This window comes from Vallitalea guaymasensis (genome assembly GCF_018141425.1).
GTDB classification, from domain to species: domain Bacteria; phylum Bacillota; class Clostridia; order Lachnospirales; family Vallitaleaceae; genus Vallitalea; species Vallitalea guaymasensis.
On record NZ_CP058561.1, the window covers coordinates 3,977,634 to 3,991,186 of the forward strand.

Annotated in this window: 10 protein-coding genes and 1 other annotated feature; all 10 genes read left to right on the forward strand. The window is 31.4% G+C overall.

The genetic code is table 11. The features are described from left to right. Positions 1–319 precede the first annotated feature (319 nt). The 10 genes from HYG85_RS17025 (at position 320) to HYG85_RS17070 (ending at position 13,533) form a co-directional block, all read left to right on the forward strand. Entirely contained in the window at positions 320–1,807 is a 1,488-nt protein-coding gene (locus tag HYG85_RS17025) for a methyl-accepting chemotaxis protein (protein ID WP_212690660.1), read from the forward strand. Positions 1,808–2,005: 198 nt separating this feature from the next. Continuing rightward, positions 2,006–2,342, forward strand: a binding site (T-box leader). A 107-nt stretch (positions 2,343–2,449) separates the two neighbouring features. After that, positions 2,450–3,640, forward strand: coding sequence for a tryptophan synthase subunit beta (gene trpB / locus HYG85_RS17030; protein ID WP_212690661.1), 1,191 nt, complete (start codon positions 2,450–2,452; stop codon positions 3,638–3,640). A gap of 37 nt (positions 3,641–3,677) precedes the next feature. After that, complete coding sequence (trpS, locus tag HYG85_RS17035) at positions 3,678–4,673, forward strand: tryptophan--tRNA ligase (RefSeq protein WP_212690662.1); 996 nt, start codon at positions 3,678–3,680, stop codon at positions 4,671–4,673. Between the two features lie 113 nt (positions 4,674–4,786). Next, a complete protein-coding gene (locus HYG85_RS17040; RefSeq protein WP_212690663.1) occupies positions 4,787–6,289 on the forward strand; it encodes a response regulator transcription factor in 1,503 nt (500 codons plus the stop codon). Further along, the gene (locus HYG85_RS17045) at positions 6,286–8,049 is read left to right on the forward strand and encodes a sensor histidine kinase (RefSeq protein WP_212690664.1); all 1,764 of its coding nucleotides are present in this window, start codon (positions 6,286–6,288) and stop codon (positions 8,047–8,049) included. The genes HYG85_RS17040 and HYG85_RS17045 overlap by 4 nt, the downstream gene beginning before the upstream one ends. Before the next feature lie 228 nt (positions 8,050–8,277). Then, on the forward strand, positions 8,278–9,387 hold the full coding sequence (locus tag HYG85_RS17050; protein ID WP_212690665.1) for a galactose ABC transporter substrate-binding protein: 1,110 nt from the start codon (positions 8,278–8,280) through the stop codon (positions 9,385–9,387). 70 nt (positions 9,388–9,457) lie between these two features. Next, positions 9,458–10,972, forward strand: coding sequence for a galactose/methyl galactoside ABC transporter ATP-binding protein MglA (mglA, locus tag HYG85_RS17055; RefSeq protein ID WP_408647969.1), 1,515 nt, complete (start codon positions 9,458–9,460; stop codon positions 10,970–10,972). Between the two features lie 14 nt (positions 10,973–10,986). Beyond that, the gene (mglC, locus tag HYG85_RS17060) at positions 10,987–12,036 is read left to right on the forward strand and encodes a galactose/methyl galactoside ABC transporter permease MglC (protein ID WP_113674245.1); all 1,050 of its coding nucleotides are present in this window, start codon (positions 10,987–10,989) and stop codon (positions 12,034–12,036) included. A 361-nt stretch (positions 12,037–12,397) separates the two neighbouring features. Next, entirely contained in the window at positions 12,398–12,979 is a 582-nt protein-coding gene (locus HYG85_RS17065) for a zinc ribbon domain-containing protein (protein WP_244971218.1), read from the forward strand. Next, positions 12,979–13,533 (forward strand): phosphatase PAP2 family protein, encoded by a 555-nt coding sequence (locus HYG85_RS17070; protein ID WP_212690667.1) that lies wholly within the window; start codon positions 12,979–12,981, stop codon positions 13,531–13,533. Before HYG85_RS17065 ends, HYG85_RS17070 begins: the two co-directional genes overlap by 1 nt. Positions 13,534–13,553: the final 20 nt, after the last annotated feature.

Genomic DNA, 13,553 nt, shown 5'->3' on the forward strand with positions numbered 1-13,553 from the left:
TAAATAGCAATTTGAACACCTCCTAACATTAATTCTACGAAAAAAAATAAAATAGAATTATATATATGGTGTAATGTAATGCATTGTGTTGCATTATAATACATTATATCATATAAAAGAATAAAAATAAAATATTATTTTATAATAATGTACAATTATATATAATGTATTAAAATAATGGTATTATATACAATTTGTATAATTATTCCTTTGATTAAGATGAATTATGGTGAGTTTGCCGTGACATTAAAGGGATAAAACATTGTAAAAAGACAAATTATGTAATATAATGTACGTAAGAAAGGGAAGGTGGGATTAAATGGAGGGAAATATTAAAATAAGTCATGAGCAAAAGAGATATAGATATTATAACATAATGATAAGTATTATGTTCTTGCTGATGATACTGCAAATGGTCATAGGTGTTAAAATGGGGAATCGCTCATTAATTCTAGTTATTTCTTTAAGTTTTCTTCTTGTTGCATCAGTTGTTATTACCCTTATATTGAATAAAAAAAGTATTAATACTAGGAGCACAATCTATATAACCTTGATACCAATGATTATATGTTGGTCTGTTATATTTGGTACTAGTGAAAGTATAGTTGTTTTCTCTGGTATGTTTCCAGTTTTAGTTTTACTGGTTTTCCTAGGACGTTATAAGGCAATAGTAATAACTGGCAGTTTCAATATAGGTGTAACTATTTTTAAAATAGTAGGATTATTAGATAATGATAACTTATCAAATGTTGATAAATCCGTTTATATCTATTTGGTTCTTGTACTGTTGATATTTTCTGCTTCCTGCTATATGGGAGCCAAGATATTACATAATATGATGAATAGAAATAGAAAGATGATCAGTAATCTTGAAAAGTCTAGAGAAGAGCAAGACCAGATGATGAATAGATTAATAGATACTAGCAAAGTTATCTATAATCATTCTAACGAACTTAATACTATTATGGAAGATATGAATATAATGTCCAAAGATATAGAACAATCAGTAGAACAGATAAAAGAAGGGGCTAGAGAAGGTGCTGAATATACAGAAAAACAGCTAGAATCAACTAATAATATTCAAGAGTTGATAAATGAAGCTTCTGATACATCCCTATCCATTAGTCATACATCAAAAGAAATAGAAAATGTAATTGGAAACGGTATGGAGATAGTTGAAACTTTGTATGATAATAATAATGTTTCCAATGAAAATAATTCTAGAACATTTGATATCATGCAAGAACTGAAAGAAAAGTCGGATAATATTGTAGATATCATAGAGACCATTAAGAGTATTGAGGACCAAACTAATCTATTGGCTCTAAACGCTGCAATAGAGGCTGCGAGAGTTGGGGAAGCAGGTAAAGGTTTTGCAGTCGTTGCAGATGAGATAAGACATTTGGCAGAACAGTCTTCGCAATCCGTCAATGATATTACATTAATCATTTCAGAATTACAAGAGCAAACCAATAAATCTCTGAGTGCATATGAAAAGCTTAATAAAATAAGTGAGGAACAAAACAAACTTGTTGAAGATACAAAAAATGTTTTTGGTAAAATTAAAACTAATATGATAGATAATACGAAAAAAATTGATTTGCTGTCCTCAAAAATATCTACGATTGTAGAGGAAAACAGGAATATAGTGGGTTCAGCTAATAACTTGTCAGCTATCACACAAGAAAATTATAGCAGCTCAGAAAATACGGTTTCATTGACCTATAAGTATCTTACATTATCAGAAAAAGGTAATAAGATCTTGGAAAGTCTTAACGAAACATCAGAAAAAATTAGTTCAAATTAGTAATATAACGGGGGAAGTAAGGGTTACCATACTTAAGTAAAATATTTTAAGTAAGTCAGAAAAAGTGTTGTCAAAACACTTTTTCTTCTAACTAATATAATGTAGGCTTATTTCACATTTATTAAATTAGGGAAACTTGGTAACAAAAAAATCTTGACACATAAAACATATTAATATATAATAAATGTAATTTAATAATCAAATTCGATGATTGAAAGTAGTAAGAATTGGTTGTAATTATAGAGAGTCGGGGATGGTGGAATCCTGATATCTACAATAATTCTGAATGGATTCATGAGAAGTATGGTGAACGCTTGATTGCAAGTAGCTTATACCGTTTTTCCTACGTTACAGGGATAGGATATGTTAGTATCTGAAAGAGTTAAGCACATAATAGGTGGCATAACGAAATGTAACTTCGTCCTAATAAAGACGGAGATTTTTTGTTATTTAAGAGAATTTTTTTGAAAAGCTGTTGACCTACAGCAAAGTGCTTAAAGTTGGGTGGTACCGCGAGTAACACTTCGTCCCAATAAATGGATGAAGTGTTTTTTTATTGCCTTTTTAGATACACATCTCATCGAAAATCAATATCACATTTTATTAAATTCAAAAAACTATTAGAAGGGATGGAATTTAATTATGACACATCAATTTGGAAAATTCGGAGGACAATATGTACCAGAACCAGTAATCGAGGCTTTAAATGAATTGGAGGTAGCTTTTAACGAAGCTATGCAGGATGAAGAATTCAAAAATGAATATCTATATTACATGAAAGATTATGTGGGAAGAGAGTCACCACTATACTTTGCAAAAAATATGACAAATAAATTAGGTGGAGCTAAGATTTATCTGAAAAGAGAAGATCTTAATCATACAGGAGCTCACAAGATAAATAATGCAATAGGACAAATATTACTAGCTAAAAGAATGGGTAAGAAAAAGATAATCGCTGAAACAGGGGCAGGACAACACGGTGTAGCAACTGCTACAGCGGCAGCTATGTTCAACATGGAATGTGAGATTTTCATGGGAGAAGAGGACACTAAGAGACAGAAGCTCAATGTTTTCAGAATGGAATTACTAGGTGCAAAAGTCACTCCAGTAACAAGGGGAACTAGAACCCTAAGTGATGCAGTAGATGAAGCTATTGAGCAATGGGTAGAGAGAATAAAAGATACATTCTACCTATTAGGTTCAGCAGTAGGACCACATCCATATCCAACCATGGTTCGTGAATTTCAAAAAATCATAGGTGAAGAAGCTCTTAGACAGATAAAAGAAAAAGAAGGAAGACTTCCAGATTATTGTATCGCATGTGTAGGTGGAGGAAGTAACGCTATTGGTTTATTCCACGAATTCAATTCTTACGAAGAAGTTGAATTAATAGGTGTAGAAGCAGCAGGAAAAGGAGTAGATACTGATTTACATGCGGCAACGATGGCTCTTGGAAGAGAGGGTGTTGTTCATGGTATGAATACAATCTTTATCCAGGATGACGAAGGAAACATAAGCCCAGTATATTCAATATCAGCAGGATTGGATTATCCAGGTGTTGGACCAGAACATGCACATCTGAAAGATATTGGTAGAGCTAGATATGAATCCATTACAGATGATGAGGCAGTGAATGCATTCTTATATTTATCACAAACAGAAGGTATAATCCCTGCTATTGAAAGCTCACACGCAATTGCTTATACTATGAAATTTGCACCTACCCTTGATAAAGACAAGATTATCATAGTTAATTTATCAGGTAGAGGAGATAAAGATGTTGAAGCAATCGAAAGTTATCTAAAGGCTAATGATAAGCCAATTAGTCTATAAATTAAATATTGTTTTTGTATAAAAGGTGGGATATGTAATGAATATTGTTTTAACAGGAGACAGACCCACAGGTAAGTTACACATCGGACATTACGTTGGATCGTTAAAAAAAAGAGTCTCTATACAAGGTAAATATGATAAAAGCTTTATTATGATAGCCGATACCCAAGCATTATCAGACAATGCTCTTAATCCAGAAAAAGTAAGAGATAGTGTTATAGAAGTAATGCTAGATTATCTATCGGTAGGGTTAAAACCAGAATTGAATACTTTTTTCATTCAATCATTAGTACCAGAATTAGCTGAACTCACTATGTATTATATGAACTTTGTTAATCTAGGAAGATTATCAAGAAATCCAACTGTGAAAGCAGAAATGAAGCAAAAAGGATATGGTGATCAGATTCCAGTTGGATTCTTATGTTATCCTATCAGTCAAGCTGCAGATATAACTGCATTCAAGGCTAATTTGATACCAGTTGGAGATGATCAGTTACCAATGATTGAACAGACAAACGAGATAGTCAGGCGTATAAACAATCATTTCAATAAAAATATTTTAGTGGAATGCAAACCATTATTATCAAATGTAAAAAGACTTCCTGGGATAGATGGAAAAGCTAAAATGAGTAAATCACTTAATAACGCAATATATCTTAGTGATAATAGAGAATGCATATCAAGAAAAGTAATGAGCATGTATACAGACCCTAATCATATTAGAATTGAGGACCCTGGAAATATAGAAGGTAATGTAGTTTTTAAATATCTAGATGCCTTTGACCCTAATAAAGATGAAGTAGAGAAACTAAAAAAACATTATGAAAAGGGTGGATTAGGAGATGTCACAATTAAAAAAAGATTGATTGAAGTCCTAGACCAAGAACTAAATCCTATTAGATTAAGAAGGCAACAACTTGAAGAAAATAAAGATGAATTGTTAATTATGTTAAAAGAAGGTAGTGAGTATGCACGGACTATAGCGTCGGATACTCTAGCAGAACTTAAGAAAGTATTCTATCTGAACTATTGATAGATAAAAAACAAATATGGAAAATAACTATCATACATTATGCCTAGATGTCTTGTGGAATCTAGGCATAACCATTATAATAATAGTATTATGTTATTATAGGAGAATGGTATATGGAATGGTGCAAAATTATAGTTGTAGATGATGAATACTTATTGAGACAAGGTATCATGCATATGTTGGATTGGGAAAAGTATGGTTTTACAATTGTGGGGGAAGCAACTAATGCCACTCAGACATTAGAACTAATTGAAAAGGTACGTCCGCATATAATCTTATGCGACATAGTCATGCCTAATATTGACGGCATAGAACTATCTAAAATAATAAAAAAACGTTATCCGGATATTGAGATTGTAATTTTAAGTGGATATGATAATTTTGATTATGTAAAAACTGCGTTCAAGTATGGGGTTGCAGATTATATCCTAAAACCTACACTTACAGCAGACCAATTACTAGATATATTAATACCTCTACAAAAGAAAATTGGACAACCTGTATGTGATGTCAAAAAAGAAGATGATGCAGGAAAACAGCTTCTAAAAATGTTAGAGGATAAAATTATTGATGAACAATTAATAAGCAATTGTTTCAATGAATCAGAGTATACCATAATAGGTTATCAGCAATGTACTAATGATTCTATTGATGTCAGTTTAGTTAATGATAAGATTAATGAAACCTTCAGGGATTATAAATATATGTACATAGGTAAATCCCAAAACATACATATATACATTATTAATCATAAGTCAGAACAAAGACTTGCCATCAACGATAAATGGAATCAACTAACCATCAATCTTGAAAATATAATCATTACTGTTTTTTTAATGAAAATTGATACTATTAATTCATCTTCAAATCTCCTGAAAGCTTACCAAGAAATAAAAAATCTATCACAATACCATTTTTATGGATATGAAAATGGGCATATAAGCGTGACTTTGGAAACTTATAAATGCAAGGATAGATTACAATTTGATACAAAAGAGTTTATGCATATAGCTACATCCGACCCAGTAAGTGCCCTTGAATACTTGGAAACATATCTTAACAAACTAACTTTTCAAAATGGTCTTATGGGTAATGAGATAAAAGCCATTGTTCAAAACGTTATTTATAATCTTTTTAATATAATTTTTATTAATGAAGATAAATATGAGGAAGTAAATACCAAAAAGATCTTATTTTTCAATAATATCTCCAATGCTATTACTTTGAAAGAGATAATTGAATACTTTAATGAAATAAAAGATTATATAGAATCATTGATAAACATAGGAACTACAAGCAGGATGATGCAACAGATACTAGACTATATCAATAACAATTATAAAGAACAAATCAATCTTCAAGAGATAGCTAAGGAATTTCATATTAGCTATTCATATTTATCTGCTTATTTCAATAATCACTACAAAGAAAGTTTTAATGATTATCTCAATGGGGTTAGAATACAAAAGGCGAAAGAATTTCTAGTTGAACCTTCTGTTCAGATATCTTATGTTAGTGAGTTGGTTGGTTATTCATCCCCTAATTATTTTACCAAGGTTTTCAAAAAACTGACTGGTTACACACCAACAACCTACAGAAGGATGTATATGAAATGAGATCAAGAAAAATAAAATCAGCAGATAAACTTATAAGACTTTCTTTATTTAGTAAAATTGTTCTTGTTACCTTGTGTGGTCTAATAATATCAACTGTAGTAGTAGCTACCGTGACAATCAGTACTGGAGAAAAATTATACATTAATACATATAATACATCTAATCAGAAGATTGGAGATAGAATAGTAGACGAACTAAAGAATCTGAATTATAAGGCATATAACTTAATGGAAGAATATGGGCGAAGCAACAATCTAAAAGTGTATTGTACAGAGTACATGCCAAAAGCTGAACGTTTCTATAAAAGGTATAGTCTACAAAATGAATTATTTCGAATAAATAATAATTATGGTGTACCTATGTTCAATATATTCGTTATAGGAAATAATAAAAATTATTATACAGACAATTATATAGGTGTCACTTCTACGACAAAAGATAAAATAATGGAGATGGGATTTTATAAACAGTATAAGCAAAATCCTTCTAATACTTACCATTATATAACAAGTGGATTCAATGGTTATGCTTCTTCACAACCATCTATTGTTATTACAAAAGGATTGGAAGAACCTATCAACAATACTTTTTTTGGGGATATGTTCATAAGTATTACAGAGGAAAATTACAGTTCCCTATATAAAAAATATATGGTAAGAGGAAATGACGTAATAATACTTAGCAAAACAGGACAAGTCCTATCAAGTAGTATGAAAAAATATATAGGAGAAGAACGTGAAGACATCCTTTCAATGGTAAAAGAATCTATAAAAAGTTCTAAGTATATACGTACCCAATTTGACCAGAAACCATATCTATTGACAGCTAGATATATTCAAAATATGGATTTTTATTTAGTTATCCTAAGTGATACCAGTATTGTATCTAAGGTTTTCTTGAAATCAAAGTATTATATTATACTTCTATCGGGTATAATTGCTTTATTAACATGTTCTATAATTCTTATAATAACCAAAAAGACAACTAGCAGATTAACCAAATTGGTAGATACTATGGAAGTAGCGACAGAATCCAATTTCAAACAAAAAGTTCCTATTGAAGGTGGTTATGAGGTAAGAAGACTAAGTGCGGCATATAATCAGATGGTACTGGAATTGGAATCATATATAGATAAGTTAATAGAAGAGCAAGAACAAAGAAGGGCAGCTGAACTATCAGCTCTACAGATGCAGATTAATCCTCATTTCATGTATAATACTCTAGCATCAATTAAATATCTAGCCTGGCAGGGAGATAATAAAGCCGTAGATGAGATGATTAATGCTTTTATAGCATTACTGCAAAATACAATATCGAAAACTGATGAAATGGTAACGGTAGAAGAAGAGATCAATAATCTGAAAAACTATGCAAAGATCAATAGTATGAGATATGGAGAAAAAATACAAGTATCTTACTATATTGATGATAAAGCATTAGAGATACTTATTCCCAAATTACTGTTACAGCCTATAGTTGAAAATGCCTTTTTTCATGCTTTTTCAAACAAAGAAAATGGTGATATCAAGATATTCGTTTCTCTACTGAATGATATATTGACTTGTGAAATCATTGACAATGGTGATGGTATAAATAATAAAGCATCAAATGAAAAAACAAGTTTTAAGACATATTGCAAAAGTATAGGCTTAGAAAATACAAAACAAAGATTAAAACTCGTATATAATGACAAAGCAAGTTTATCAGTTCAAAGCACTCCTAATATTGGTACATCAGTTAAAATAGTTATTGCTTGTTAGAGTGATAGCTATTTTCTATCTTATAAAAGAGTCTCATTTTTTTGAGTACAATAAATTATTACGATTGATATAAAATAATTACTATAAAACCCATATAATTACATGTGATTAGTGAAAAATTACTAAACAACAATAAAATATTGCTAAAACTATTATGATAAAGATGGTAAAATACTAGCTGTAAAAGAAATAATTTATAAGAAATATACAATTATAGGAGGTAGTTAGATGAAAAAGATAATGGGATTATTACTTACAACATTACTAGTTATGAGTTTATTTGTAGGTTGTGGTTCAAAAGAAAAAGATGCTGAACCTACTGGAGGTAATGATAGTAATCAAAGCAGCAGTGAAAAGGACCAAGGAAATAAAGGGGATAATTCAGCTGATAAACCTAAAGTAGGGGTAACAATCTATAAATTTGATGATAACTTCATGACTTATACTAGAAATGCTATGACATCAGCAGCAGAGGGAAATGCAGAACTTGTTATGAATGATTCACAGAATAATCAATCTGTCCAAAATGACCAAGTAGATGTAATGATCAATAAGGGAGTTAAGGCTCTTGTAATCAATCTTGTTGACCCAGGTGCAGCACCAACAATAGCTGATAAGGCAAAAGCTGCTGATATACCTTTGATATTTGTAAACAAAGAATATCCAGAAGGAACTGACAAGATAGATTATGATAAAGTATGGTATGTAGGAACACAATCAAAAGAATCAGGAGATATTCAGGGTAAATTAGTAGCAGAAGCTTGGAAAGCACATCCAGAGTGGGATAGAAATGGCGATGGTGTAATGCAATATGTTATGTTGATGGGAGAACCAGGTCACCCTGATGCTGAAGCTCGTACTAAATATTCAGTTGAATATATCAAAGATGAAGGAATCAGAGTAGAAGAATTAGAAAAACAAACTGGTATGTGGGATGCAACAAAAGGTAAAGAATTAATGACAACATGGTTAGGTAAAGAAGGCGATAAAATAGAAATGGTTTTATGTAATAATGATGGTATGGCACTTGGTGTTGTGGAAGCTCTAAAAGCAGATGGATATTTTTCAGATGGTAAATATATGCCAGTTGTTGGAGTTGACGCTATTCCAGAAGCATTGGATTTGATTCAACAAGATATCATGCTTGGTACAGTGCTTAATGACCCATTAAATCAAGGTAGAGTTTCTATTGAAATGGCTATCAACTCTGCAGCAGGAAAAGATGTTCTAGATGGTCTTGATTTCTCACTCGATGAAACAAAAGCAGTTAGGATACCATATCAACCAATAACAAAAGATAATTTGGATTTAGCTAAAAAAGCTTATGGAATGGAATAGATATATATTATTGAATTAAAATACGGAGCTGTCGGATAATACGACAGCCCTAATATTTTTAGGTATGGTGATGAATATGAATGAGCAAAAGCAGAATGAATTAGTATTAGAAATGACTGGTATAACAAAAGAGTTTCCCGGTGTAAAAGCTCTGGATAATGTTAAATTCGCTTTGAGACAAGGAACTGTTCATGCATTGATGGGAGAAAACGGTGCAGGTAAATCTACTTTGATGAAATGTCTGTTTGGTATCTTTTTAAAAGACGCAGGAACAATCAAGGTGTCGGGAAAAGAAATAAGTTATAAGAACGCAAAAGAGGCTTTGGAAAACGGAGTTTCAATGGTACATCAAGAATTAAACCAAGTAAGACAAACAAGAGTGGTAGATAATATTTGGTTAGGACGATTTCCAATGCAGGGTATTGTTGTTGATGAAAAACAAATGTATGATAGGACCAAAAAAATATTTGAGGACCTTAATATTGATATTGATCCAAAAGAAAAGATAGAAAACCTGTCTGTATCTCAAGCACAGATGGTTGAAATTGCAAAAGCTGTTTCCTATAATGCTAAGATAGTTGTTATGGATGAACCAACATCCTCTTTGACTGAAAAAGAGGTACATCATCTATTTAGAATAATCAATAGTTTGAAAGAACAGGGAGTAGGTATTATATATATTTCTCATAAAATGGAAGAAATACTGGAAATAGCTGATGAAGTAACTGTTATGAGAGATGGCAAGTATATAGCAACTGAAAGTGCTGATGACTTGACAACAGATAGAATAATAAAACTCATGGTAGGGCGTGATTTAACAAATCGTTTCCCGGAGAAGAAGAATAAACCTAGTGAAGTTATATTAGAAGTAAAAGAACTAAAATCTTTTTATGCTCCAAAAGTCAAAGGAGTCAGTTTTGAATTAAGAAAAGGTGAGATATTAGGGGTAGCAGGTCTTATGGGTTCAAGAAGAACAGAATTATTGGAAACCATATTTGGAATAAGTAAGAAAGAATCAGGAAACATATATTTGCATGGTAAAGAAGTGAAAAATAATAATGCTAGAGAGGCAATTAAAAATGGATTTGCTCTGGTAACTGAAGAACGAAGGAAAACGGGTCTTTTTGCAGGTTTATCTGTTTACTTTAATAGTATTATTTCTAACATAGACAGCTATTGCAGTGGTGGTGTCATCAATGAATCCAAATCCAAAGTGGATACTAAATGGGTTATAGATAGTATGAGAGTAAAAACACCATCTGAAAAAACTAAAATAGGGACTCTATCTGGAGGTAACCAACAAAAAGTAGTTATTGGAAAATGGCTATTAACTAATCCAGAGATATTATTATTGGATGAACCTACGAGAGGTATAGATGTTGGTGCAAAATATGAGATTTATCAACTTATTAATGAATTAGCTTGTAACGGCAAAGGCGTTATAGTTATCTCTTCTGAGATGCCAGAATTATTTGGTATAACTGATAGAATAATTGTTATGAGTAATGGTCATCTAGCAGGATGTGTAGAAACAGCTTCAACAACTCAAGAAGAAGTATTGGCACTTGCAGCAAAATATATATAGAAAGGATAAATTACATGGATAAGATAATCAGAAAGATTTCATTTGATAAAAAAAAGATAAGCGACTTGCTTCTTAAATATGCAATATATTTTGTACTACTTATCATGATTATAGTAATTATAATAGAGGATTCATCTATAGTATCATGGCGAAGTCTGGCGACAATATTAACTCAGGCTTCAACAAGATGCATGCTTGCTCTTGGTGTAGGAGGTATAATTGTACTTGCTGGAACAGACTTATCTATTGGTAGGATGGTTGGCTTAGCAGGGGTTGTGGGAGCAAGTTTGATGCAATCGCCTGGTTTTTCTAGAAGGATATTTCCTAATCTGCCAACATCAGGGTGGTTTATTGCATTATCAATTTTATTTATAATTCTATTGGTAACTTTTGCATCATTTATTAATGGTTGGTTGACAGCTAAATTACATATTACACCATTTATCGCTACGTTAGGTATGCAATTAGTTCTATATGGAGCAGCTTCAAGTTATTATAATGCTTTAGGGGGTTCCCCTATAACAAGCTTGAATGAGGGTTTCAAATATATTGCTCAAGGTAAACTATTAAAACTTAAGTTTGGTTCAGATGAATTTTATATATCATTCCTGATGATTTTCGCCCTAATATCAATTTTATTCATATGGTTTATATGGAATAAAACCAGAATAGGAAAGAACATGTTTGCTGTTGGAGGCAATGCAGAAGCTGCGGCAGTTTCTGGTGTTAGTATCGTCAAGACAACTCTAATAATATATGTAATTGCCGGAGTATTATATGGAGCCGCTGGATTACTTGAATTAGGACGTACCGGTTCAGCAACCAACAATCTTGGTCTAGGCTATGAATTAGATGCTATTTCAGCCTGTGTTGTTGGTGGTGTTTCTCTTATGGGTGGAGTTGGTTCAGTAGCAGGAATTGTAACTGGGGTTATTATATTCCAAGTAATTAACTTCGGTCTAGCGTATATTGGAGTAGATCCATATCTTCAATATGTGGTGAAAGGTATGATAATTCTTATTGCTGTTGCAATAGATACTAGAAAATATATCAAAAAGAAATGAGAGAGGAGAGAACGTCATAGGAGAATGGGATATTAAAACAATATTAGGTTGTGGATTTTATATATTTGCAGTAATAATAGGTGTCAAGCATCTATATAGTAGAAGAGGGTTTAATAAAAAAGAGGGATTGGATAATATAGATATAGAAGTGGATAATATTACAAAATAAGTACAAATTCGTACTATATAATAGTTGGAAAAAAAAGTGAATATAAGGTATAATATAAGAGTTAGCTGGTAAGGGGTTAACTCTTATATTTATGTTTAAAAATATTACTTGATTTACTGATTAGTTAATTTAATTAAGTGAAGGCATATTTTTGATTCATTATATAAGCATATTAATATGAGGAGGATATATATGAATAACAATAGCATTGACAAAAATCATACAGGTAAGAAAAACACATTAAAAGTATTAGGACCATTAGTACTTGGAATTGGCATAATATTTCTTGTTATTTGTCTCGTGGATTTTTTTAGTTCATTTAATTCTATGGGTTCCATGAATTCTTTTGGATTTAATAATACACCTGATGCACCTACCAAATTTTGGTGTGGCTTTATTGGAATCCCCTTAATAGGATTCGGTGGAGCTATGTGTAAATTTGCATTTATGGGAGAGGTAGCAAGATATTCGGCTGGAGAGATTTCGCCAGTAGCTAAAGATACTATTAATTATATGGCTAGCGGAACAAAAGATAGTATAAGAGAAGTAACTAAAGCAGTTAAAGAAGGACTTACATCAAATACAGATGAAGGAAGTAACGAAAAGTATATAATATGCAGTGAATGTCAAACTAAAAATGATTATGATGCGAAATATTGTAAAAATTGTTCTGCTAAGTTGAACAAGTATAAGGTCTGCTGGTATTGTAATGAAGAGAATGATTATGATGCAAAATTCTGTAACAATTGTGGTAATAGCTTAAAAGAGAGGTGATGACAATATTTAGTACAATAAATCAAATTGACCAAAATATTATACTATATATATCTGAACATCTAAGAACACCTGTACTGGACAGTATAATGGTATTCTTTTCACGTATTGGTAATGCTGGTTTGGTTTGGATAGTAATATGTATATTGCTTATAGCAAGTAAAAAATATAGAACTGTCGGTATAATAGCCGCAACTGTATTAATTACTAATACTATCTTAGGTGAACTGATACTAAAAAATGCTATTGGTAGGATTAGACCATATGATGCACTAGGTTTAGATATTATCATTGACAAATTAAATAGTTTTTCAATGCCTTCGGGACATGCAATAAGTAGTTTTTCTGTAGCATTCATAGTAGTTTTCTTGGTAAAAGAGTGGAAGGTATATTTACCTATTCTTATTTTAGCTATTGTTATAACCTTATCAAGGGTTTATTTATCAGTGCATTATCCGACAGATGTATTGCTCAGTATAATTATAGCATTTATAGTGTCTTTTACAGCAACGAAAATTGCTAGAGCAAAAGGGCTGATTACAGACAAAAGTTAATACTACTTAATGATACAAAA

What these genes read in the sequence shown, in the direction of transcription:
- HYG85_RS17025 (WP_212690660.1), top strand. Translation starts at nt 320, where the DNA reads ATGGAGGGAAATATTAAAATAAGTCATGAGCAAAAGAGATATAGATAT.
- trpB (WP_212690661.1), top strand. Translation starts at nt 2,450, where the DNA reads ATGACACATCAATTTGGAAAATTCGGAGGACAATATGTACCAGAACCA.
- trpS (WP_212690662.1), top strand. Translation starts at nt 3,678, where the DNA reads ATGAATATTGTTTTAACAGGAGACAGACCCACAGGTAAGTTACACATC.
- HYG85_RS17040 (WP_212690663.1), top strand. Translation starts at nt 4,787, where the DNA reads ATGGAATGGTGCAAAATTATAGTTGTAGATGATGAATACTTATTGAGA.
- HYG85_RS17045 (WP_212690664.1), top strand. Translation starts at nt 6,286, where the DNA reads ATGAGATCAAGAAAAATAAAATCAGCAGATAAACTTATAAGACTTTCT.
- HYG85_RS17050 (WP_212690665.1), top strand. Translation starts at nt 8,278, where the DNA reads ATGAAAAAGATAATGGGATTATTACTTACAACATTACTAGTTATGAGT.
- mglA (WP_408647969.1), top strand. Translation starts at nt 9,458, where the DNA reads ATGAATATGAATGAGCAAAAGCAGAATGAATTAGTATTAGAAATGACT.
- mglC (WP_113674245.1), top strand. Translation starts at nt 10,987, where the DNA reads ATGGATAAGATAATCAGAAAGATTTCATTTGATAAAAAAAAGATAAGC.
- HYG85_RS17065 (WP_244971218.1), top strand. Translation starts at nt 12,398, where the DNA reads ATGAATAACAATAGCATTGACAAAAATCATACAGGTAAGAAAAACACA.
- HYG85_RS17070 (WP_212690667.1), top strand. Translation starts at nt 12,979, where the DNA reads ATGACAATATTTAGTACAATAAATCAAATTGACCAAAATATTATACTA.